Here is a 24,826-nt window from a genome sequence, read left to right on the forward strand (position 1 = left end):
TCCGTGATTAGACGCGGATCTGTTTTACATCCAGGACACCGAATAATTACCCGAATCAATTTTGTATTAACTCAGCCTGCTTACGGCTGGTATGGAAAGGATGCATGTGGACATGCAGCGAAAAATCAATCTTCTCCTGGTCCTGTTCAGCCTGATTGGCGGGGCAGTGGGCTTTGCGGCAGGAGAAATCATGCTGCGTCAATGGCTTGGGGAGATGCCACGTCTGTTGCTGATGGGATTATACTTTGGCGTACTGGCGCTGAGTGTGGGATTGTTCTGTTTGATCGCAGAGATGATCTCACCCAAGCTGAATGGTGCTTCATGGAAGCTCCGGTATCTGGGACTGTCGTGGAAATTGCTTGTTCCGGCAACATTGGCTCTGTTGTTTGTTGTTGGATTAGCCCTCCAATTGCTCTATCAGATCAATCCAGGCGGTGCGAAGCAAGTAAAAGATATTATACTGATGATCGACAACTCGGGCAGCATGAATGATACAGATCCCGATAACGGACGTTTTGAAGCCGCCAAGACACTAATCAGCCAAATGGAGAGTGACAAACAGGTAGCTGTCATTACGTTTGATGACCAGCCGCAGTTATTGCAGCCGTTTATTGCGCTGGACAGTGAAGCGGCCAAAAATGAGGTGTATAGCAAAATCGATGGCATTGTCACGACTTCGGGCGGCACCAATTTTGATGCCGTGCTGCGGGAAGGCATGGAACAGATTCAGGGCAAACAGGACCAAAAACGCGGTACCGTCGTCATCTTGTTATCCGATGGCTTCAGTGAAGCGGACACGACCGATATTTTGTCCCAATATAACAAAGAACAAATTTCCATTAATACAGTCGGCCTCAGTCTGGTGGACCCATCAGGAACGGATCTGCTGCGTAATATTGCCCAGCAAACGGGTGGCATGTACTATGATGTACCGGATTCCGGTGGTCTGAATCTGGCATTCCAGCAGATCTACGATACGATTGATGAACGGACACTGGTAACGGAGCGTACAGGTATGATGGAGCATAGCGTTTATCTGGCGATTTTCCGTGTAGCAGCAGTGTTACTGATTGGAGTAGCACTGGGTGTGTCACTCGGACTCGTGTTTGATAACCGTCATCTCGCGCTCAGCTTTGGTATTGGTGGTGCGGTGTCGGGTCTACTGGCAGGGCTTCTGCTGGAGTGGGGACTCGACGGCTCGAACGTGGGTGATACATTCGTACGTCTTGGTGCGATGCTCATTTTGTCTGGCGTATTGACCCTCTTCTCCTGGATTGTTCCGATTAAGGAGAACACGCCGCGGAAGAGCAGGGGTCGTCGTGAAGCTGGCGGCGGAACTTCTTCTGCCGAAGGGTTTGGTCAGAGACCTAGAGATACACGCAGCAAAGGATTCTAACGTCGGGAGGTCAATGGAAATGCGGTTTACGGATGCAGACCCTTCGACACCCTTGATTCGAAAACTGACACTTGCGGTGGACGAAGGACGTTGTACACTTCGCTGGCTCTGGCCGGAACGGGTAGAAGCTGTTTATGTGGAACGGCTGGAGCTGGATATGATGAGCGATGATCGTACCGGGAAAGAGCCTGCACAGGGCAAGCTGAAGCTGTACACGAGAGAGGAATATAAGGCGAGCAATGGTTACACGGATCGGATCACAGGTTTTGGTGCCATCAAATACACAGTGTATGTGTGCCAGATGGAGGAAGAGGGACCTGTACTGATCCGTCAACGAGACGAGGACAACATGGTGATTGCAAGCGCAGGGAAGGCGGACATCCGCTTTTCCATTCGCTACAAGAGCGGTTTTTTTCAGAAACGAAAAAGTGTATTGATCACCGTCACAGCGGAAGTACCTGTTCCGAAGGAAGCACTCTGTTATGTTCGCAAACAGGGCGGGGTTCCGCTGAATAAGGAAGATGGTACGGTGTATCCTTTTGTGAGTGATTTTGCTCCCGGAAGAAATGAGATGCCGCCCGTTGAAGTTGCCAAGGATGATTATGTACGATTATTCTTCACGGACGGACCGAAATATGGAGCCGCCTATCGGCTAATATCAGACTAGATAGTTGGACTAGCGATTGGAAGGTTACTCTGTCATCGTAGTGCAAGTGTAAATCACCTTAGTCTGACTGATCAGGGGAGGGGAGTGGCTATGAGCTTTTTTAGTCGGTTTTTGAAGAGACAACAGCCGGAGGAACGTCCGCTGTTTTATGATATTGTGTGCCCTTATTGTTTCAGCAAGTTTTCACCGGAAGAGGTCGTGTTCCGCGCCGCCCATCACCGCGATGATGATGAGGACTACGCACTCGGGGAAGATGCGAAGTTGAATCGGTATCGTGAAAGATTCGGACTCGATACGGTATTTGATATGGAGGCCGTATTGGCTCCGCATGATGTACCGGAGGAACACCGGATTTATTCCGATAACATCGTGATGGGTCTGAACGATCGGTACGGTGTCGTTACACGTCGCCGGTTGTGTCCGCAATGTCATAACGAGCTACCTGTTACGGCAGGTAAAGCACCGAGCAATATCATTTCCATTATTGGTGCATCCCAGGTGGGTAAATCTGTCTACATGACTTCATTAATTCATACATTGCAGCATTATACGGCCGATCATTTTGACGCGGCTTGCATGCCACTGAATGCAGAGATCAGCCGCCGATTCCGTGCGGATTATGAAGAACCGTTGTTCGAACGGGGCGATCTGCTGGATTCCACGCAAAAGGAGAAGTTGCAGGAGCCGTTTATCTTCCAGTTTGTGTTCAAGGACGAAGATAAAGCGCCGCTGACCCTGGTGTTCTTTGACGTTGCGGGTGAAGGTATGGTGGAGCAGGATTATCTCGGACTTCACGGGCAGCATATCAAGAACTCGGCAGGTATCCTGTTTATGGTGGACCCGCTTCAGATTCGTTCGATTCGGGACAAAATTCGCATTAACCTCGGCAATGAGCCGGGAGAGTGGACGCCACGATACGATGAGCCGCGTGATGTGGTGCTGACGATGTTTGGAGATTTTATCGCCTATCAGGACAAAGCCAAGACCAATATTCCAACAGCCGTTGTGCTCACGAAAAGCGACATGCTGCATTCCCTCAAGGATGAAGAGGGGGATTATATCAAATCCAACAGTAACGTTTTCCGCAACATGGTGCACCGCGATTGGTTCGACTTAACAGAGTTCGAGAATATCGACGGGGAGATCCGGCGTTTTATCGAGAAGGTGGATCGTCCATTCAAGGGCACGATGGATGTGTACTTCAAGGATACAGCCTATTTTGCAGTATCTGCGCTGGGCAGCAATCCGGTGGATATGAAATTGCAGGGTGTGGTTAGCCCGATTCGCGTGGATGAACCTTTCCTGTGGCTGCTGTACAAGCTGAAGTACATTGAGGGGAGAGTGGGATGATGCGTTCTTCCGTAACCCCGCCCATTGAACAACAGTTGTATACCCGAGAGCGGCGCGGGGTGTTTCGCACAACAGAGGGGTTTGATACGGTTGCGGCATCGCCGGGACTGGACCCTTCTTTTATCAAAAAAGTGCTTCACCCCTACTGTGTCTATGACGCTCCAGCGGAGCTAACAGGCCGTAGCGAGAAGGACGAGACGAAGTTTCCGGCTTCCATTCACCTGCTTCATCTGGAGAGTGGAGAGACGATTCTTGGGCAAAATGTGTACCAGTCTGCGGATTTCACCGGGCTGCGCAGTGCCTTTTTTGCTCATAACTACGTCTTGTCTCCCGAACGCTCGGAAGAGCAGATGAAACAAGGCGGCTGGCTGGATGCCGTGTTCGCCACGTCCTATGACATCGAACAAGGTACAGTATTGCCGACGCTTGCTGAATTGCCTATATCGCAGGGAAACGGACAGGGTGCGGCAAGAGATGCAGGTACTGGACAAGAGGGATGGACTCAACCTGGGGGAAGTCTTACGGCCGATTCATCGCCAAGCCAGATGCTGAGTGCCTTGAAGATGAACGAAGTGCTGTTCAAGCGCCTGCTCTATGCGGTTATGCAGTCTGTAGCGACACGCAGAAAAGTATACATTGCGCTGGACCTTCCCGCAGAGGAAGTGACCGCAGGGGCCAAAGGATTGTTACGTTTGCTCTACACAGCGTTACCATATGCATTCCGACGGCAGCTGGGATTCATGACGTTTACCAAGGAGCCACAGGCCAAGAAGGGCATTCACGTTCAGTTTGTAGAGCGGGGGACCTTGCGTCCGAAAGACCGGAATACGGAGAAAGATTTCACCTTTGATCTGGTATCTGGCAGAGTGACACATGCGGATGCATCTGTGGCGAAGTTACCTTATGCGGAATTCGCCTGGGCCTTATTGCAGGAACCTCGTGCTGCGGATGCGTTCTATACATTTGCGGATGAAATGTTGTCCGGCATGGAGCCTGGAAGGGAGCTTTCCATTGAAGCCTATGGCGAACTCTCCGTGTTCTATGCTCTGGAACAAGGCATGGAAGACCTGTATCTGGATAACAAAAGCCATGTCCTTAGTGGTTTGCTGACCTATTTGAAGCCGGATGGTGGATTGCAGCAACGTTCCCGCCTGAACGAGCTGTTCCTGACCTTGCTCAGCCGGGAACTGGACAGCGTGAAGCGTGAGAACGTACCCGAAGAAGACGTCGCAGCTCGCATTGGAGAATATTTCAGTGTTGCCGCGCCCGTGGTGCAATCCCGGATTGTGGACTATTTCATCTACGGTGTGAATAATGCCCGCGCTCAGAAGCGTATGCGTGCTGTACAGGAATTGTATGCTGTGCTGGATCGGGATCCGCAGCTGAATCGAGCTTTCTTTGACAAAGTGCTGGCCAATGAATCGCTCACCAAGTTATTGTTCGAACCTTATCTGGACAACCAGCTGAAACGCACCGAATCGGCAGCGAATGTTGTGGAAGTGATCCGAAGATGGGTTACATCCCATCCATCTGCGATTCACTACAGCTTCTTGCTGGAGCGGACAGCCAGTGAGCTGCGTGAACGGTTATGTTCTGCACCTAATCCTGTGCATTCTGCAAATGAATCGCTCCAGCGGGTTAGTGTGCTCGACAGGGTATCCGTGGAAGATACTTATGGTACAGGCATTACGGCACGAATTGGCCAATCTGAAGCTACAGCCCGCCCTAATCGAAAAGGGGGATCTTCGTCTGCCATTCAAGATCCGGCATATCAGGAGGAGTTAAGCCGCCTTGCTGACAAGCTCGCTTATGTCATTAACCTGTTTATGATTCAGGATCTGGATCTGGAACGGGTTAACCGTGAACAGCTGCTTAGTATCGATATTTTGCAGCATGGCAATGAGGTTCGGGATTGGGCGGCACGTCAAGGGTCGGATGTATCTGCTCGGACGAACATGATGCTGGCTGCGAGAGCGTGGCTTAGTGGTGAAAGCAGTGACGAAGAGGAGCTGGAGGCACTCTCTCTTGCAGAGCGTAATGAACTTCAGCGCTGGACGCGTCGCTGGCTTGCCGGAGAGTTGCAGGCTCATCCGGGGATAGCGGCCTATGAAGCTTTGCCGATGGCTTTTTATCGGGGAGGAAGCGGTAGCAACCGACTGGATTATCCTGGCCTGATTGAATTCATCCGCACCAATGCAAGTCGTGCTGAAGGGCTGTATCCATTTTTCGAATGGTCGGGAGATCATCGAATGTTTGTCCGGGGGTCCAATGCGCATAAAGGATATGCGGATGCCATCGTGGCGTATTTCAAAGCCCATGACCGTGAAGCTTTCAAGTCGAAGTCGGCTTTCAAACCGTATTATGCGAGAGCCAGCAAGACAATGAAGCCCGTCTATGACCGTGCGAAGACGGAGTTGTCCTCCCCACTGGTGCGGATGTTAACGGGCAAAAGGAAAAATCTGTTCGGATTAATCCTCTTGATCCTGGTTCTGGGTATTGCTGGCGGTACATATGCATGGATGAAAGATTCTGTAGAACCGCCAGCGGCATCCCCTCCATCTACCCAGGAGCCTGTCATACCGGCTGAACCCGAGGTACAACTCGCGGAGCAGATTGCTTATATGATTCCTGCGAGTAAACAGGAGGGTACGGAATCACTTGCTCAACTGGTGATCCGTTTCAGGAACGATACGGGAAGCACTGAGTTTGAGCAAGGCAAACTTCAATTGACGATGAAGGATGGCAGTACTCAGGAGTTGGATACAACAGGCAAGTGGGAGAGCTTTAATCGGAATGAAGAGCTAGATACCCAAGATGCCTCTGATGGGGGTCCAGGAAGTATTTCCGAAGGAAGCACGGATGGCTCCTCAGCGGGAAACGCGGGGAACACAGAGCAGACGGAGGATGGCGATCAGCAGACAGATCCTTCAACATCGGGTGATTCCACTTCAGATCCTGCTACCGATGCAGATCAAGCTACAGGTTCGACATCGCCTGACACATCAGTATCCAATGAACAGGATGCGGATGCGACCACTCCTGCACAGATGTCTATTGGAGAGGTAGATCGTCTCTATCCGTATGGATTGCAGATCGATCTTCCAGCAGATGTTGATGCCGAGGATATTGCCAGTGTACAGAGCACTCAGGGCGGGATGACTATAATCCAATTGATGCCTCAGCCTAACTAAGCTGTAAGTCATATTACTAGAGCATGTAGCATAAATTTATTAAGTGTTTTTTGATCAAATAATAAAGAATGCTGACTTCATACCTTATTAAACGAGCGTATGTGAGATGACCTTGAACTTTAGATTTCAAGGTCATCTATTTTTTTTATAGCGCAGATGAATATATTGAACTAACATTTACACAAAAACGGAGAGGACAGAAATAACCTGAAGAAGTGAAACGTTCGCCTAAAAGCTTTCTAAAAGAAAGCTACATCGGAAGCATATGCTATCCCCGGATTTACTCTTTAAAAAAGGATCAAAAAATCTGGGGATAACAGCGATCAGAAGGTTGTTCTGTCATCGGAGTGGCCACATTCACAATTCAGACACAAAATTTGCGATTCAAGAGTTTGAAAAACAGTCAGAAGTGATAAAGTGCGCGGAATGAATGAGAAAAGATCTCATGTGTACTTGGGAAAAGAGGGAGATTTCTGCTACAGAAAGACCAAATAAAGCACGAAAAGAGAAGAAAATTTGGTTTTTTATGTTGACAAATGATAATGATTATCAGTATCTTTAGTGTATAAGATGTTAGCGTCGGAAATACACAGAATTACAATTTCGTTTTTGTTGTCATAGCCGGATTACATAATCGGGATAAATGAGAGAGGGATGATCGCATGTTTCGTCTGGAGACGACCAAGCTGGATATCGCTTATGAGGAAAGACTAATTGTAGAGGATCTGAATATCCAGATTCCCCAAGGAAAAATTACAGCACTTGTTGGAGCCAATGGTTCAGGGAAGTCAACCATCCTGAAAACGATGGCACGCATTATGGCTCCAAAAGCAGGTAATGTATTGCTCGACGGGAAGTCCATCCATAAACAGTCCACGCGTGAAGTTGCCAAGCAGCTTGCGATTTTGCCACAGAATCCAACAGCCCCTGAAGGACTTACCGTTACTGAACTGGTATCGTATGGTCGCTTTCCTTATCAAAAAGGATTTGGCTCCATGCGCGCGGAAGACAAACGCATGATTGAATGGGCTATTGAAGTGACAGGCATGACAGAATTCCACGATCGTCCGATTGATCAACTGTCCGGTGGACAGCGTCAACGTGCCTGGATTGCCATGTCCCTTGCTCAAGAGACGGATATCCTTTTCCTGGACGAGCCTACAACATTCCTGGATATGGCTCACCAGCTTGAGGTACTGCAACTGCTGGAGCAGCTGAATGCCACAGCTAACCGTACCATTGTTATGGTTGTACATGACTTGAATCATGCTTCCCGTTATGCACATCACATGATTGGTATCAAAAAAGGTAAAGCCATTGCTCATGGTTCACCTGTGGAAGTCATGAACTCGGATGTGCTTCGTGAAGTATTCAACATTGAAGCAGATATCGTGATTGATCCGCGGTCCGGTGTACCGCTCTGCTTGCCATACGCACTTGCCGGCGAACGTCAGCAATCGAAGACGCCAGAGCAAATGGTCATGAACAGTGCGATGGTTCATGCTGGAGGACGGACAGAACCACGTGTTCAAGCGACAGGAAGTTAACGAAATGGGCCATATGTGGTCCTTACATTATAGAATGAAGCCGCTGTGCGCTATCGTACGCGGCTCTTTTGCATTCATGGGGAATTTACAACTCGGGGGAGCAAAGGGGACGGGTAGACCCGGGATTTGGTAATCGCATCGGATCAGGTCTATAATAATAGGACAGGCTGTGGGTTCATTGGTTATGCCAACGTGCTCGCGACAGCCCAAACCAACATATGTCATGGGAGGAATCAGTCATGTCCGTATATTCATATCAGGCGGTAACCACCGCTAACCAAGAGGTCTCACTGGATCTGTATCGAGGTAAGGTATTGGTCATTGCCAATACAGCCAGCAAGTGTGGGCTGACCCCGCAATACGGTGAATTGCAAAAGCTTTATGATCGTTATCGCGATCAAGGCTTGGTTGTACTTGGTTTCCCTTGTAACCAGTTTGGAGGGCAGGAGCCAGGTACAAGTGAGGAAGCGGAATCATTTTGCCAGATTAACTATGGGGTGAATTTCCCGGTGTTTGCCAAGGTAGATGTGAATGGTGAGGATACTCATCCCCTGTTCCAATACCTGAAGGAGCAACAACCCGGCGTAAGTGAAACAAGCGACATCCAATGGAACTTCACTAAGTTCCTTGTTAACCGTGAAGGTGAAGTGGTAGGTCGTGTTGAACCAAAAGAATCTCCCGAGACAATGATTGCAGATATTGAGAAATTGCTTGGTTAATACATGAACGTTTGAGAAGCCTGTCCTTGCATGTGCAAGGACAGGCTTCTTTGATTATTTTATATACGTGGCTTTATTCTCTTCACAGGTAGGAGTTGGCTCCATGAAATCAACCCTGTAATGAAGCCTTTTATTTTTTGTATAAGTCAAACATGAAGGCAGGAGACGCCTCTAATTTTATACATCCACACTTTGTTCGTACAGGGATCGCGGAAGCCATTACATAGCATAAACCGACACAAATCTGGGGACAATGAAACCAATAAGATAAAGGGAAGAAATGCTTAAATACAGGGAAGTGACCTCTTTCGACAAACTTTTTTTCCTCAACCTATTGTAATGTGAAAAAGATCACATTATAATGAGTGTATAAAGTGAAATAAATCACATACACAGTTTCGATTAAGAAGTGAAATATTTCACAACCATAATAACCTTATATTCAAACTCATTTATATATTTCGAGGAGGAACTATTAATGAAAATCGCAGTTATCGGATGTACACACGCAGGGACCGCAGCCATCGTAAACACCGCCAAATTGTACCCGGATGCTACCATCACCGTGTATGAGCGCAATGACAATATCTCCTTCCTATCTTGTGGTATTGCGCTCTACGTAGGTGGGGTTGTGAAAGACCCTGACGGTTTGTTCTATTCTTCGCCTAATCAATTGGCAGAGCTTGGTGTTGAGACCAAGATGCTTCATGAAGTTACAGCAGTTGATGCCAAGGGTCATACCCTTCAGGCTAAAAACCTGCAAACCGGGGAAGAATTTGAAGATACGTTTGACAAACTGATCGTGACAACGGGTTCATGGCCTGTTGTTCCGAAGCTTGAAGGCATCGAGATGGACAACATTTTACTTTGCAAAAACTACAATCACTCCAACACAATTATTGAAAAAGCCAAAGATGCCAAACGTGTTACGGTTGTAGGTGCAGGATATATCGGCGTAGAGCTGGTGGAAGCTTTCCAAATGAACGGCAAGGAAGTTACCCTGATCGACAGTGTGGACCGTATTTTGAACAAATACCTGGACCCTGAGTTCACGGATGCGATTGAAGATACGTTGACTGGACGCGGCATCAAGTTGGCTCTCGGTCAAACGGTACAGAAGTTTACTGGAGAGAATGGCAAAGTGACCAAGGTAATAACGTCCAAAGGGGAGTTCGAAACTGATCTGGTTATTCTGTGCATTGGTTTCCGTCCAAATACAGAGCTGCTCAAAGGCCAAGTGGATATGCTGCCAAACGGCGCGATCATCGTGGATAAATATATGCAAACGAGTCAAAAAGACGTCTTCGCTGCGGGTGACAGCTGTGCTATTCACTACAACCCAACAGGCAAAGCATCTTACATTCCGCTGGCAACCAACGCCGTACGGATGGGTACACTCGTAGCCCGCAACCTGGTTCGTCCTACGACACCATACATGGGTACACAAGGAACATCGGGTATCAAAATTTATGAGCAAAATATCGCGGGTACAGGGATGACGGAAATGTCTGCTGCTGACGAAGGTCTGATTGTTGAATCTGTCGTACTGGAAGACAGCTACCGTCCAGAGTTCATGCCAACGGCTGAGAAACTGTTGCTTAAAGTGGTATATGAGCAGGCTACTCGTCGGATCGTTGGAGCACAGGTGATGTCTCAGGTTGATCTGACGCAATCGATCAATACCATCTCTGTCTGCATTCAGAACAACATGACCGTAGATGAACTGGCCTTCATCGACTTCTTCTTCCAGCCACATTACAACAAACCATGGAACTTTCTGAACACGGCTGGTCTGCAAGCACTGCCTTCAATAGAAGTAAAAGCACCAGCAATGGTGTAAGCAAGCAGAATAGATGGTTGAACAGAGAGCGTGATATACAACAGACCAAGAGAATGGATTACAAATTAAAATAGATTATCAAGACGAGAAGAAGACTGGCGAATATATCGTCAGTCTTCTTCTTTTGTGTGTGGACTGTTGCTGTGTGTATTGCAGCTAGAGTAAGTAAATAATATGAAAGTGTACATACCGCATAAGTTGGCAAATAAATAAGACCAGCCCACTCTTGTGAAGTGGGCCGATCTTTGAGCTAGCTCATAATCTTTAGATTAGATCGGATTTGCTTAATAGGCGCTGAATCAGAGTTGCTACCTCTGCACGCGTCACATTGGCTTTTGCTGCAAGCTGACCATCACTACGTCCGCTGATGAGGCCTGCCTTAGCTGTCAGTGCAATGTTTCCCTTCGCCCAATTGCCAGCATTAGCGCTATCCTTAAATGCAGAGAGAATCTCGTTAGCATCCAGATTAGCATACTGGTCTGCAAGACCGGTCAACTTCATCGCTCTCGCGATTAATGTCATAGCCTGTTCCCGTGTAATTGTGTCATTCGGACGGAACGTACCATCCTCGAAACCGTTAATCAATTCGTAGGAAGCCGCGGTCTGAACCGCACTGGAATACCAATCCTTCGTAGTGACATCCCGGAATGGTTGTGGACCTTCACCCAGCTTGAGACCCAATCCACGTACGATGATGGCTGCAAACTCAGCCCGTGTAATCGCTTTGTCTGGATTGAAGGTAGTATCGTTGACACCCTGGATGACCATCCGGGAGCCCATATCATTTACCGCATCTTTCGCCCAATGATTCTCCACATCCGCAAATGTTAGCGGGTTCCATACAATCCCGTACGTGCTGTTCGTCAAACTGTTAATCTCGGCATAAAATGTTCCTTTATCCAAGATAACCTTAGTGGGTACATGTCGTACTGTTCCGTCAGGCTCTACGACAATCCCGGTAGTAATCTTATTCGGATCGATCTCGGCTGACAATGCAATTCTGCGTTCAACGTATGCGTTGAACTTCGTGATTTCAGTTGTTTGGCCGTTGTATTCACCAGATACGGTGAAATCAACAGGTGAAGCTATGAGTGTAAAATCACCTTGAGCTGCTGCATTCACTGCAACCTGATTCATGTTATCCGAAGAATTGGATATCGTAATACGAACCACGATATCTCCCAGTTTCAGGTCGCTACCGAGACTTTTCGCGACAGCATCAATGTTAATCTCTGAGGCGGGGAGCGTATAACTCGCCTGATCTGTCTGGAGAACAAGCGTTGCCGACAGACGCTCCATACTTTTCACCGACTGACCGTTTAACTCGCCAATGATGACATTGGAGGATGATTTGACAGGAATGGTGACGATTGCCCGAGGGCCCTCGGCATTCAGCTTTGCTTGCAATCTCGCTGGATCCACGATAAGTGTCGTGGTTTTAACACCACTCGTTTCCGTTGTTTTCATCTTCCCTGCATTTTCAGTTTTGCCGTTGACGATTATGATGACATCTTCGTTGCTTGCATTGTTAGTACTGTTGTTACCGTTATTTGTGTTCGGATTCGTGGTGCTGCTTCCCCCAGAAGGTGGAGAGACGACGGGAACATCAGGATTATTGGTCCCTGGTGCAGGCTCATTTGTTACTACAGATGAAGTCCATCCGAATTTTACAATCTTGCCTTCGACATCTACCTCAACAATAGCGATTTTATCTCCGTTTGCTGCGTTGATTAAACCATTGTTCGGCCAGTTTTCGTAGCCTGTAGCTACATCACCAATAGATGGAATGTTGATATTTCCGCTACCGAAATTTTTGTAAACGAAGCGGTGTCCATTAACCTGAATTGCAGGGATTACTGTAATGAGCGTTTTTCCGTTATTTGTTGACCCGCTAGGATCAACAGCGACCACGATCAGGTCGGTTGCAAGATTCGCAGTGAACTGAAGTGTTGTCTCCGTTCCGGCTGGAACAGATCCGTTCGCAGCTACACGCACCTTAACTGTATGTTCACCGCTGAGGTCAGGCGTAGTGGAGCCATTATAGTGGATAAAAGTCCCATTGTCGATTTGATATTCCATGGAAGTGTTCAAACCGATAATGGTGTTGTTCTGGTCATCCGCAGTGACATTCGGTGCAGCAGGGATCGATGCACTGGAACCTACAGTTACTGGTGTTTCTGATGATGCAAACGTAGAGGAGGTTGCTTTGGTACGCACATAATACGTACTTGGCTCCAATCCTGTAACGGTTGTGTTAGCGATAGCTGTCCATGAGCCGTTGATGTCTTTTTTGTATTCCATCTGATCGGTTACATTCGTAAGGGTTCCATCATGAGCACCGCTCAATGTTTCATCGGTCTTGCCGATGTCAGTTGGAGCCGCAGGACGCGATGGAATCACCAATGTTTGAGCTGAGCTATCTGTAGTCGTTGTGCCGTTACCTATTTTCACGATAGACAACGTGGTACTGATCCAGCTGTTGTTTATCGTGATCTGACCTGAACCATCTGCAACGGCACTCGCGCCGTTGATGGAATATGGAGCGTTAGGTACGAATCCTGTTAGTTGCTCATCTGCATAGCTGATGACAGCGGCTGGTGTTGCTTCTGGTGTAGCAGACGCCGAGCCAATGGTCACTGGTGTTTCCAGTGATGCAAACGCAGCAGAGGTTGCTTTGATACGCACATAATAACGATCTGGTGAGAGATCCGTAATTGTAGTGTTATCAACAGCTGTCCATAAGCCATTGACGTCTTTTTTGTACTCCATCTGATCTGTGACATTTGTGATCGTTCCATCACTCGCTCCATCAAAGGTTTCATCGGTCTTGTCGATTCCGGGTGGAGTCGCAGGACGCGATGGAATGATTAATGTTTGAGCTGAACTGTCCGTTGTTGTGATGCCGTTACCTGTTTTCACAATGGACACCGTAGTTCCGATCCAACTGTTGTCTATGGTGATATATCCTGAACCATCTGTAATAACGTTCGCTCCGTTGATAGAGTAAGCTGTATTAGGCACAAGCCCAGTCAATTGCTCGTCCACATAATTAATTACAGCGGCTGGTGTTGCTTCTGGTGTAGCAGATGCCGAATCAATGGTCACCGGCGTTTCCAGTGATGCAAATGAAGAGGAGGTTGCTTTTGTACGCACATAATACGTACTTGGCTCCAATCCTGTAACAGTTGTGTTAGCGATAGTTGTCCATGCGCCGTTGATGTCTTTTTTGTATTCCATCTGATCTGTGACATCGGTAATCGTTCCATCCTGAGCGCCAATGGATGTTTCATCGGTCTTGCCAATGCCAGTTGGAGTTGCAGGACGAGATGGGATAACCAATGTTTGAGCTGAACTTTCTGTAGTTGAGGTGCCATTGCCCGTTTTTACGATAGACAACGTAGTTCCGATCCAACTGTTGTCGATAGCGATATGACCTGAACCATCCGCGGAAGCACTCACTCCGTTGATTGAGTAAGCAGCATTAGGAACAAGTCCTGTCAATTGCTCATTTACATAGCCGATTACAGCGGCTGGTGTCGTTTCAGGTGTAGCTGTACGGTTCACCGTTACTGCATAATATTTCACAGTTGTGTTATCGGCTGCCGTCACCTTAATGTATGCAGTGGTAGCTCCACCTGCGGTGAGCGGGATCGTTGAGTTGCCTGTAACTGCACCTGTGGAATAATCGCTATCACTGAACAACTCAATCTTGGCCTGATTGTCTGCAAGTACAAGATCGGCAAGTCCCAGTGTTGAGGTCGTGTCAGATACGTTCACTGTCCAGCTAACCGCTGTTCCAGATGTTGTTCCATCTCCGCCTCCTGGAGCACTATCAGTCTGTCCAAGTACATTGGTTAGACCAGCGTTGTTACTGCTCGGTACAGCATCTCCGAGTACAATCCGTGCGTTGTCATTACCCGCAATATAGAACTTTCCGTCATGATAATAAACGGTGTTTAACCCGTCGCCGCTTATACCTAATGTGTTCTCATCGTAAGAGGTCCAGTTTACTAGGTCAGAAGAAGAATACATCATGTACTTAAGTGTAGTTCCTTCTAAAATCCCTGTAGCTACATAGATGCCATCACCGTATGCAATTGATTTTAAGTAAACTGAATTGACATTATCAAGATTAGTTTTGGTCCAGTTCGTGCTGGCGTTCAGGACACCAGTCGTTTCTAGCACAATAGGTAACGAATAATCATCGGAGCCAACAATCACATATTTTCCATTCACATAGGTAATATCGTTTATCATGTAATAATTATTGAAAATCTCATTATCTGAGTCGATTATTTGATTCCAATTCAAACCGTTCGTATCCGACTTCCAAATTACTCCGTAACCTGTGGCGATATATTCACCGTTGGCATACTTCACATTAAATATATCCCTGTCTGGCAGTCTGATATTTGTACCCTTTGTCCAAGATAATCCTTCAATGGAGTTGAGCGTATCACCTGTATCAGTTACTGCAACAAAACCTCCACTTTCACCATAGGTCAGCGCTATTACTTTGCCTGTTACATCTGCGGGAAGATCACTGAGTGTCCAATGTTCACCATCGGTGGATACCCCGATTTTTTTACCCATGGCAACAAAAGTGTTATTCCCGTAAGCAACTTTGGAAAAAGCCTCCTTGGGCAGTAACTGGTTGGTTGTATTTAAATGCTCCCAGTCACTCGCGGAATGCAGTATAATGCTATCGGTTGCACTTGCACCGGAAACGCCTACAATTACCCATGTGTTTCCATTGTAAGCTACACTCTGCAGATTAGCTGCGATCTTTTCCCATTGGGATTTGTCGGCAGTAACAACAAGGCTATTCGGAGCGGAGGTGACCAGGACCATACCCGTTCCATTTGAAGCTACAGATTGGATGGTCATATTGGTTACTGTGGTTGCTGGAGTCCAATTCACGCCGTTATCTGTAGAGTAATCCAGTTTTCCAGCCTGGCCGAAACGATAAAGTGTCGCGCCATCTTGCAGTATGCCGAATATACCATTATAGGAGGCGTCGGCTGTAAACGTTATTCCGTCACTGCTGGAGTAGCCATTTGTTTGGCTTTCAAGCATGTGAAGCCTACCATTGTAGACAGCGAACTCTCCCAAGCCATATTTGCCTATGAATCCGTTCGTCCAGCTTGTCCCGTTACTGGAGTAAGCATATCCGCCTAATACGTTACCACCAACAACATATCTGCCAGAGATATAGGCCATGTCCGTCAAATTAAAGGAGGTGCTTGTTGTTGTATTTGTGGGCCAAATTCTAGGCAGGGTACTCCATAGTGTCCATGTCATCCCATCCGAGGATGAATAGATAATACCGATATCATCATTACGGTTATTCGTAGGATGTTTACCGCCTACAGCATAAAACTGGTTGTTAATATAAACGACCTTTTGCATAATGTTGCCGTCAATTACAGACGATTTATCAACCCATGTCTCGCCATCAGACGAAACGATCAATCTGGCTTTGGAATTGGGATTGTATTCTGTACCAACCGCAACATATATATTGTTTTCATAAACGAGGCTATTCCAAGTTGTTTTTTCGTTAGACACGCCAGTATTGACTACAGTCCAATTTAATCCATCTGTAGATTGCACAATGCGTCCCTTTCCACCCACTGCGGTATACTTCCCGTTAGCATAAACAACGCTTGTCAGATTACGATCGACATTGTTATTAACCGCGGATAGTATGTTCACATCTCCGTTAGTGGAAGCATGAGCTTGGGGAAGAAGGACATTGGGGAGAACAAGAGTGAATATCAAAGCATACATCATAACTGTTCTCCAGCGTAAAGATTGTTTGAACATGATTAAACCTCCTAGTGTCCGTAGATATGTTATGGAATGACCTACAGAACATCATTTTGATGACGTACACAACATGGAACTGTTCCTGACCCAAATCCAACCCTGCCCAACAGATGTAAATTCAATATTTGTGCCTATTATACAAATTGATTCTGAACAATTTCTGAACAATTTCCTTCATATATATAAGTTTCTATACCAGTCTCATTTAAACGAAAATAACGCCTCTTAAATGCATCTTTATATTCAACATTGTGATAATTTGCACAAAGTTTCGCGTTGTACCAATATACAATTGAGATATGGCATTCAACACATAAACAATGAAATTCAGGTGGTTTTCCCAAACGATGAACAATGAAGGAGAGGATGAATGATATGGCAGCAAAAACACCTCTTGAGGTTGCACAATATACGGCGCAAACAGGCATGAAGAAGGCTCAATATCCGGTGTCTTCTGTACTGGTGCTTAGTTTTCTGGCAGGGGCTTTTATTGCGCTGGGTTTTCTACTGGACATTCGGGTAATTGCTTCTGCGCCGGCAGAGTGGGGTAGTCTGGTCAATCTGATTGGAGCGGCAGTGTTCCCGGTTGGATTAATCTTGGTACTCATAGGTGGTGGAGAGCTGCTGACAGGTAACATGATGGCCGTTCCACTTGCAACGATTGCACGAAAATTATCCGTGGGTAGTATGTTGAAAAATCTAACCTTAGTGACGATTGGTAATTTTGTTGGAGCTTTGTTTGTCGCGTACGCGTTTGGGCATGTGCTGGGTCTGACCGGAGAGGGTGTATATCTGGCAAAAGTGGTGGATATGGCTGGGCATAAGCTGCATGACGGTTTCCTTCAGGCTTTTATCTCTGGCATCGGCTGTAACTGGCTGGTGGCGCTGGCCGTGTGGCTATCTTATGCTTCGGATACGATGAGTGGCAAGGTACTAGGCATTTGGTTTCCAACGATGGCATTTGTGGCGATTGGATTCCAGCACGTTGTGGCCAATATGTTCCTCATCCCGGCGGCTATCTTCGAAGGACATTATTCGTGGGGTCAATATGTGATGAATTTCATTCCGGTATGGCTCGGGAATCTGACTGGAGGTGCTCTGTTTGTAGCTGCAGCCTATTGGGTGGTGTACCTGCGCCAAGCTGAGCCAAAAGTGAAGCCAGAGATGGCGACGTCGATCGAACCTGTGGAGACGGAGGCCAGAGCGATGTGGAGCAAGCAGGCGTAGCGTGGCATATATACACGTACATGTATACACGCATAATTGAACATTCATGTAGAAGTGAAGACGATTCTGATCTTGCGCGGTTCATGGCGAATATGCTGTGACGGAACAGGGGGGGATCGTTTTTTTTGTATGAGGTCCTTGTTGGAGTTTAACGCAAAATAAATTCGCCATGACAAGGTTCGGGGGAACGAAACCTGTTCATGGCGAATTTCGGGAGTGGTCCATGATATGGCATGAGGAGGAAGTGGGGAAACACTAGCCTAATGCCTTATTTTTAATTTACCCCTGAATTCTGAAGTTGAATCAAACTCAAAAACATTTTTTTGAAAATATTTTGAAGCCGCTATAGCGGCGAATATGAAGCAAAAACATACTGTTCTCTTTACGCGATTACATCAAAGAAGATATGATATAGGGATAGCTTTTATAGAGGGGAGCCTTACGATGATCGATCAGGAGAATGGTATATTTGCGGCGGTGTGCCCGCTCGACTGTCCGGACACTTGTGGTCTGTTATTACATAAAGAGAACGGAAAAATTGTGAAGGTGGCAGGCAATCCGGATCATCCCATAACCAAGGGTGCCATCTGTAATAAAGTTAGGAATATGACTGAGCGGGTATATCACCCCGAGCGTCTACAATATCCGATGAAACGTGTAGGAGCCAAAGGGGAAGGGAAGTTCGAACGAATCAGTTGGGATGAAGCGATTCACGAGATTACGACCAAATTCACTGCATTGTCCGAGACTTACGGCCCGGAGAGCATCCTGCCCTACAGCTTTTACGGTAACATGGGCATTCTCGGCGTAGACGGCATGGATCGACGTTTCTTCAATGCGCTTGGTGCGAGTGTACTGGAGCAGACGATCTGTAACTCTGCTGGAAATACCGGCTGGAAATATACGATGGGTGCCAATCGTGGAACGGTGCCGGAAGATACGGAGCATGCGGATCTCATCCTGGTGTGGGGCGGCAATATCGTCAGTACCAATATGCACCAGGTCGTTTTGGCGGAGAAAGCCCGCAAGAAAGGTGCCAAGATCGTCGTCATCGACGTTCATCGCAATCGTACCGCCCAATGGGGCGACTGGTTTATTCCTTTGTACCCGGGCACGGACAGTGCACTGGCGTTGGGCTTGATGCATGTGTTGTTCGAACGGGGACTAACGGATGAAGCGTTTATGCAAAAGTATACGATAGGTCATCAGGCACTACGTGATCATGTCCGCAGTTACACCCCTGACCGCGTTGCACGTATTACGGGCGTGCCGGAGGAAACCATTGTGGAGCTGGCCGAACTATACGGCAACGCACAGGCAGCCCATATTCACATCGGCAATGGCCTCCAGCACCATGATAATGGGGGGATGAACGTGCGTAGCGTTGCATGTCTGCCTGCCATTACAGGGCAATGGCTGAAGCAAGGCGGCGGTGCTGTTCGTACGAACAGCTACGCGAGCACGAATAGCGACGCGCTGGAACGTCCGGAGCTACGGCAGAATCCGGAGCCGCGAGTGGTGAACATGAACCGGATTGGTGAAGCGTTGCTGGAAGCAGAGCAGCCAATCCGGGCTATGATGGTCTACTGCAGCAATCCACTGGTGGTGGCACCGGATACCGAGCGGGTGGAGCGAGGTTTTGCACGGGAAGATTTATTCACGGTTGTGCATGATCTGTTCATGACGGATACGGCGAAATATGCAGATATCGTATTACCAGCCACATCTTCATTTGAAGCGACGGACCTGTACACCTCTTATTGGCATCAGTACGTTCATCTGCAAGAGCCAGTAATTGCACCGATTGGGGAGAGCAAGAGCAATGTGGAACTGTTCTCAATGCTTGGGCAGGCTATGGGGTACGATCCTGCAATCTTCGGAGAAACGCCGGAACAGATGATTGAGGACGCACTTCAGGGCACAGGCAACCCCTACATGAATGGGGTCACGTTGGAAGGACTGAAGGAACATCGATTCGTGAAGCTGGATATGACGCCATATGCTGCATATCTGGATCAGCTGCCCACACCTTCAGGCAAAATTGAATTGTATTCCGAGACGATGGAACAGAGAGGGCTTCCGCCGCTCCCTACCTATAGTGCTCTGGTTGAAGGATACGATGGGGAGCATCCGGCTGGACCTGCCGATACGTATCCATTGATGTTCCTGTCGCCGCCAAACCATAATTTCCTGAACTCCACCTTTGGTAATTCAGCCAAACATCAGCGTTTGGAAAAGATGCCTCTATTGCAGATACACCCCGAGGACGCCATCCGTAGAAACCTGGAGGATGGAGATGCAGTAGTCGTATGGAATGATCGTGGGCGCATTGAACTTACCGCCAAAGTAAGTGAAGCCATGTTGCCGGGAACCGTCATCAGCCAAGGCTTATGGTGGGATGGTGACGGCAAGAAGCAGCGAGCGAATTCACTGACGTCCAATCGGTTGTCGGACATGGGGAACGGGGCGACCTTCTTCTCAGCCACTGTTGAAGTGAAGCGTCAATGAGTGTGCTTGCAGCATGATTTTTTTGAGGTAAGATGAACAAAGGCTAGAATTTGAGCAGAATTATAGTGCAATAGATGTAACACTTCATAAAACCTTCGCTCTGGCTGGTTATGGTTATGCCGTCAGGGCAAAGGTCTATTTTTCATGGCCATTTGTTTGTGCAGAGGTACTAAGGAGAATGAATTAACGATGATGAGATGGCTGGATAACTATCCAAAAGAAGTGAGAATATTTTTATTAGCAAGTCTGGTTAACGCAACAGGCAGTGCCTTGATGTGGCCGCTGACCACCATGTATGTGTTTGATGAACTTGGACGGACGATGGCAAACGCGGGTTTTGTGATCCTCATTCAGTCACTGGGTGGCATCTTTGGACAATTGCTTGGTGGTTCGTTGTACCATCGGGTGGGCGTGAAGAAGCTGATCATTGGTTCACTGGCTCTTAATGCGTTAGGTTTGTTTGCGTTGCCTTGGATTAGTGCGTATTGGGTCGTATTTATATGTGCCATGGGCTGGATTGGGCTGTTCAGTTCATTGTCGCTGCCAGCGATTCAAGCCTTTATTGGCTTCCGGTTTGCGGAGCGACGCGGTGAATTATTCAATATTATCTATGTGGCGAACAATATCGGGGTGGCGATTGGTACGGCGCTGAGCGGTTTTCTGGCTGACTTTTCCTATCACCTCAGCTTTGTACTGAACGGGGTGACCTCAGCCGGATTTGCAATTTTCTTCTGGTATTATCTGTCGCGGGTTGAACCGGATCAGGGGGAAGTACATCTGACGAAACGGAAAACCGTCCCCGATGGGCCGGGCGTCTGGGCATTGCTGGGTAATACCCGATTATATCTGTTTATGAGCTTGGGCGTGCTCTTCCTGTTATTCGGCAACTCCATCTGGAATACAGGCGTGTCTCCATATATCATCTCTGAGGGTATGGAAAAAAGAATGTACGGTCTGCTCTGGACCCTGAACGGGTTGCTGATCTTTGTGGGCCAACCTTTTACCAGCTGGGTGAAACGGACCATGGCCCGTACCTCCACTGCCCAGATGACCGCGAGTGCCGTATTCTATGGCATGGCCTACATTGTGATGATTACCATGTACAGCTATCCGGGCATGGTGCTCGCAATGGTACTGGCCACGTTTGGAGAGATGTTGATCTCCCCTGCAACACCTGCGTTTATCTCGGAGCATGCGGGCAGGGCGGCACCTTTTTACATCGGGATATCGGGTGGGATCGGTGCGGTTGGACGGGTTATCGGACCCTATGCGATGGGGGTCATGTATGACAAACAGGGACTTATTCCTGTAGCGTGGCTGGCAACAGGCACAGCAGCTATTGCGGTACTTGGTTTTGTACTGCACGCAGTGTTGAACCGTAACCGTGAAGTGAAGGAGTATGGGATGGACGCCTAGCCTTTTTGGGCTGAGTCGTATGATGAAGGGAGAGGACAGGTTAGAGTGGAGGAGAAAAGAAAGCTACTTTAACCTGTCAGATTATCCCTTAGATTTATATTGACAAAAAAATCTTTTTATGCTATAATTTACATATTAAAACATTCCGTATATACTAAGGTTCTCCTGGCCAAGGGGAATCTTATTTTTGTTTGTACGGGAGGATGAAATATGATGAAGCAAAATGAGTCTAGCATTACATCCTTGATTTCAGCTTTTGGTCGATCTTACCACTGCCAATACGATACACCTCTTATTTTGGATGATTATATAGCCAGTGCACTTATCACTCCTCAAGAGTTTTCGGATATCCGTGAGAATATGATTCAAGGTATCCATTTTTTCAACCCGGACATGGCTCATCTGATCAAGGACGACCCGGATGAGATACTGAGGTGGATTGTACAGACCCAGCTTGCTCCAACCCCCTTGGCACGTGCCGCATATTGCGAACGAGTGCTGCTTCATGAAATGGCATTGGGAGGCACGCAATATGTAATACTTGGAGCCGGTCTGGATACGTTTGCGTTTCGGTATCCGGAATTAAAGGATAGACTGAACATCATTGAAGTGGATATCCCGGCCACACAGCAATTCAAACGCAGTCGGCTGTCGTCCGCGAAACTACCTATTCCATCCAATCTGCACTTTGTGGCTATGGATTTGACCTATAAGGACTCCCTTTCAACACTCGTGACTGAAGAGTTAAGTAGAGAGAAATCTTTTGTGAGTCTACTTGGCGTCTCTTTTTACTTGACCAAAGAAAATTTGTCCCGGATGTTGCAAATGTTGTTTACGAAACTGCCTTCCGGGAGTTCAATTGTTTTTGACTACGCTGACGAACATCTTTTTGATACAAAGGGCATATCTAATCGCGTGGACCATATGATCCAGATGGCAGCAGCTGGTGGTGAGCCGATGAAATCCGGGTACGCATATGCGGAGATGGAGGCCTTGCTTGATGAAGCGGGGTTGCTGATCTATGAGCATCTGACTCCGGAGGCGATTCAGGAGCAGTTTTTCCAGGAGCGAACCGATTATCTAAGGGCATTTGAAACGATACATTTCATTCACGCAGTAAAAAAATAAATCGATCTGAACATATAGGGTCACCTAGATAGCCCGCATTTGCATAGCAGCGACCAACCTTCACCCTGTGGCAGGGTGAAGGTTGTTTGGTTTGAACGAAGGATCACATAGACCATGATTCGGTAGCCAATAACATCACACGTGATACAAATGTTCAGCAATCAGACTTGTTATAGTTCAATTCCATGTCAATCAACGTTCTCCCCTCTATTTGTGCATAATGCTCATATAATAGAATGGATCTGGTTAAAGGCAGGGGGATGCATACGATGTACAAGGTTTTGTTGGTCGATGATGAATTTATGATCTCGGATGGGATCTCCAGTGTTGTGAACTGGACCCGATTAGGAACAGAACTGATCGGCATTGCTCAAGATGGATTGGAAGCGCTCGCCAAGATCGAGCGGCAATGCCCGGATATCATCATCTCGGACATTCGCATGCCGGGAATGGATGGGTTACAGCTGGTTGAAGCAGTGGCGGAGAAGTATCAGCATATCTCGTTTATCATGCTCACAGGTTTTACGGAGTTTGAGTATGCGAAGACCGCCATGCAGTATGGGGTGAAGCATTATTTGCTCAAACCCTGCAGTGAAGAGCATCTTGTACAGGCTATCAGTGAATTGGTCAGTGAGAAGCGAGAGTTGACCGATCAGGAACATTTTGTACAGTCGATCCAATATAATCTGGAGCGTGTACTGCCACATGCCAAGGAATATTTTCTGAAAGAACTAGTCACGAACAGAACATACGGGGTCAAGGAATGGAAGTATTTCGAGGAACTATTCGATGTACAGTTTCAGGATCAGCGTGTGCGGTTGCTGCTGGTAGAGATTGAGGGGGATCATGAGTATTTACACTTGTTCGCGGTGAAGAACATTGCCGAAGATATTTTTCACAATCCCATCTTAAGTGCCACGGTTGGAAGGCATGTGCTACTAATTATGGAGGACAAGTTGTCTGAAACGCAGTTGTTCAATAATATCGATGAGATTCGCGCCACATTTACCCGATATTATCATGACGATCTCACGATTGCGCTGAGCGAGTCAGGAGATCTCTTGCAGGCACGCCATTTGTACATGCAGACGCTGGTTTATCTCAATTACCGCTTTTACCTCGGTGAGGGCAGTCTTATTATGGAGCGGGATGTCTACTCTCCCGGGGAGCGCACCCTTCCTGAATTCGAATACGACCCGGAGCGGATGGTTACTGCAATCAAGGCGGGGCACTGGCAGGAAGTTGGATCAGAGCTGAACCGGATGTTTCAGCTGCTTGCCAGCTTGCGATACGATATATCCCAAACGAAGTCCTATCTTATTCAGATGTTTATGGAGATGATTCGACTCAGCGGCTCTGCCGAGATGAAAAGGTATATGGATCAGTTGCCAGGCATGATTGAATCTAGCACCCTACATTCTTTTCAACAGTTTCTGCTTGCTGTCGGCAAGGAAATCACCCTGCGCCGCTATGAACAACATCGCTCCAGACAATCGCAGATGGTAGGTAGTGTGAAACAGTTGGTAGAGAAACGCTACAAGGACGAGACATTAACACTCCAGTCCATCGCTGGGGAGATATACATGAATCCAGACTACATCGGCAAAATGTTCAAAAAAGAAACCGGTGAGAAATTTACAAACTATGTGTTAAGCTACCGCATCCGCAAAGCATTGGAACTTCTGGAGCAGGACGGGAACTGCACTGTATCCTGGCTTGCCGAACAGACGGGGTTTGGTGCCAACTGGCCATATTTCAGCAAAATGTTCAAGAAATACACGGGATTCTCCCCTTCCGAGTATAAAAAAGTACCCTAGGACAGCGTCGCTGTGGCTTCTACATAGCTAATTTTTATATCCGATCTACATCTAATCTGTGATCGGGCCCTGTATGCCATTCATCGGCAGCAGGGTCTTTTTTTGTCGGACGGAACTCGGTTTTGAACATCCATTTATCGGAAATGAGCATGGGAAGAAAAGGCGCTCGATTCTATCATTAGAAGTGTCAT

The 24,826-nt window shown here is 47.4% G+C and carries 13 protein-coding genes; 12 read left to right on the forward strand and 1 reads right to left on the reverse strand.

Going from position 1 to position 24,826, the window contains the following annotated elements; translation table 11 throughout:
- The first annotated feature begins 112 nt into the window (after nt 1–112).
- The 7 genes from QVE09_RS15445 (at nt 113) to QVE09_RS15475 (ending at nt 10,710) form a co-directional block, all read left to right on the forward strand.
- On the forward strand, nt 113–1,396 hold the full coding sequence (locus QVE09_RS15445; RefSeq protein WP_315937494.1) for a vWA domain-containing protein: 1,284 nt from the start codon (nt 113–115) through the stop codon (nt 1,394–1,396).
- Nucleotides 1,397–1,415: 19 nt separating this feature from the next.
- Nucleotides 1,416–2,063 carry a beta-mannanase gene (locus tag QVE09_RS15450; protein WP_315937495.1) on the forward strand — a complete coding sequence of 216 codons (648 nt, stop codon included), beginning with the start codon at nt 1,416–1,418 and terminating at the stop codon, nt 2,061–2,063.
- Between the two features lie 90 nt (nt 2,064–2,153).
- A complete protein-coding gene (locus tag QVE09_RS15455; RefSeq protein WP_024632789.1) occupies nt 2,154–3,413 on the forward strand; it encodes a TRAFAC clade GTPase domain-containing protein in 1,260 nt (419 codons plus the stop codon).
- The gene (locus QVE09_RS15460) at nt 3,410–6,604 is read left to right on the forward strand and encodes a GAP1-N2 domain-containing protein (protein ID WP_315937496.1); all 3,195 of its coding nucleotides are present in this window, start codon (nt 3,410–3,412) and stop codon (nt 6,602–6,604) included. The genes QVE09_RS15455 and QVE09_RS15460 overlap by 4 nt, the downstream gene beginning before the upstream one ends.
- A 662-nt stretch (nt 6,605–7,266) precedes the next feature.
- Nucleotides 7,267–8,151: an ABC transporter ATP-binding protein gene (locus QVE09_RS15465; protein WP_315937497.1), complete on the forward strand. Its 885-nt coding sequence runs from the start codon at nt 7,267–7,269 to the stop codon at nt 8,149–8,151.
- Nucleotides 8,152–8,390: 239 nt separating this feature from the next.
- Nucleotides 8,391–8,870 (forward strand): glutathione peroxidase, encoded by a 480-nt coding sequence (locus QVE09_RS15470; RefSeq protein WP_315937498.1) that lies wholly within the window; start codon nt 8,391–8,393, stop codon nt 8,868–8,870.
- A gap of 478 nt (nt 8,871–9,348) precedes the next feature.
- Nucleotides 9,349–10,710: an FAD-dependent oxidoreductase gene (locus tag QVE09_RS15475; protein WP_315937499.1), complete on the forward strand. Its 1,362-nt coding sequence runs from the start codon at nt 9,349–9,351 to the stop codon at nt 10,708–10,710.
- Nucleotides 10,711–10,974: 264 nt separating this feature from the next.
- On the opposite strand, the gene QVE09_RS15480 is transcribed toward QVE09_RS15475, so the two are convergent.
- Nucleotides 10,975–16,536 carry an S-layer homology domain-containing protein gene (locus QVE09_RS15480; RefSeq protein WP_315937500.1) on the reverse strand — a complete coding sequence of 1,854 codons (5,562 nt, stop codon included), beginning with the start codon at nt 16,534–16,536 and terminating at the stop codon, nt 10,975–10,977.
- 378 nt (nt 16,537–16,914) lie between these two features.
- Between QVE09_RS15480 and QVE09_RS15485 the strand changes: the two genes are divergently transcribed.
- The 5 genes from QVE09_RS15485 to QVE09_RS15505 all read left to right on the forward strand — a co-directional run bounded on the left by QVE09_RS15485 (nt 16,915) and on the right by QVE09_RS15505 (nt 24,635).
- Nucleotides 16,915–17,766: a formate/nitrite transporter family protein gene (locus QVE09_RS15485; protein ID WP_315937501.1), complete on the forward strand. Its 852-nt coding sequence runs from the start codon at nt 16,915–16,917 to the stop codon at nt 17,764–17,766.
- Nucleotides 17,767–18,210: 444 nt separating this feature from the next.
- Complete coding sequence (locus tag QVE09_RS15490; RefSeq protein WP_315937502.1) at nt 18,211–20,274, forward strand: molybdopterin-containing oxidoreductase family protein; 2,064 nt, start codon at nt 18,211–18,213, stop codon at nt 20,272–20,274.
- A gap of 192 nt (nt 20,275–20,466) precedes the next feature.
- Entirely contained in the window at nt 20,467–21,690 is a 1,224-nt protein-coding gene (locus QVE09_RS15495; RefSeq protein WP_315937703.1) for an MFS transporter, read from the forward strand.
- A 213-nt stretch (nt 21,691–21,903) separates the two neighbouring features.
- Complete coding sequence (locus tag QVE09_RS15500) at nt 21,904–22,818, forward strand: class I SAM-dependent methyltransferase (RefSeq protein WP_315937704.1); 915 nt, start codon at nt 21,904–21,906, stop codon at nt 22,816–22,818.
- A 269-nt stretch (nt 22,819–23,087) separates the two neighbouring features.
- Complete coding sequence (locus QVE09_RS15505) at nt 23,088–24,635, forward strand: response regulator (RefSeq protein WP_315937503.1); 1,548 nt, start codon at nt 23,088–23,090, stop codon at nt 24,633–24,635.
- Nucleotides 24,636–24,826 lie beyond the last annotated feature (191 nt).

Source organism: Paenibacillus sp. ClWae2A, assembly GCF_032452295.1.
In the GTDB taxonomy this organism is placed as follows: domain Bacteria; phylum Bacillota; class Bacilli; order Paenibacillales; family Paenibacillaceae; genus Paenibacillus.

Coding starts and splice junctions, on each gene's coding strand:
- QVE09_RS15445 (WP_315937494.1), top strand. CDS start 113: ATGCAGCGAAAAATCAATCTTCTCCTGGTCCTGTTCAGCCTGATTGGC.
- QVE09_RS15450 (WP_315937495.1), top strand. CDS start 1,416: ATGCGGTTTACGGATGCAGACCCTTCGACACCCTTGATTCGAAAACTG.
- QVE09_RS15455 (WP_024632789.1), top strand. CDS start 2,154: ATGAGCTTTTTTAGTCGGTTTTTGAAGAGACAACAGCCGGAGGAACGT.
- QVE09_RS15460 (WP_315937496.1), top strand. CDS start 3,410: ATGATGCGTTCTTCCGTAACCCCGCCCATTGAACAACAGTTGTATACC.
- QVE09_RS15465 (WP_315937497.1), top strand. CDS start 7,267: ATGTTTCGTCTGGAGACGACCAAGCTGGATATCGCTTATGAGGAAAGA.
- QVE09_RS15470 (WP_315937498.1), top strand. CDS start 8,391: ATGTCCGTATATTCATATCAGGCGGTAACCACCGCTAACCAAGAGGTC.
- QVE09_RS15475 (WP_315937499.1), top strand. CDS start 9,349: ATGAAAATCGCAGTTATCGGATGTACACACGCAGGGACCGCAGCCATC.
- QVE09_RS15480 (WP_315937500.1), bottom strand. CDS start 16,536: ATGTTCAAACAATCTTTACGCTGGAGAACAGTTATGATGTATGCTTTG.
- QVE09_RS15485 (WP_315937501.1), top strand. CDS start 16,915: ATGGCAGCAAAAACACCTCTTGAGGTTGCACAATATACGGCGCAAACA.
- QVE09_RS15490 (WP_315937502.1), top strand. CDS start 18,211: ATGATCGATCAGGAGAATGGTATATTTGCGGCGGTGTGCCCGCTCGAC.
- QVE09_RS15495 (WP_315937703.1), top strand. CDS start 20,467: ATGAGATGGCTGGATAACTATCCAAAAGAAGTGAGAATATTTTTATTA.
- QVE09_RS15500 (WP_315937704.1), top strand. CDS start 21,904: ATGAAGCAAAATGAGTCTAGCATTACATCCTTGATTTCAGCTTTTGGT.
- QVE09_RS15505 (WP_315937503.1), top strand. CDS start 23,088: ATGTACAAGGTTTTGTTGGTCGATGATGAATTTATGATCTCGGATGGG.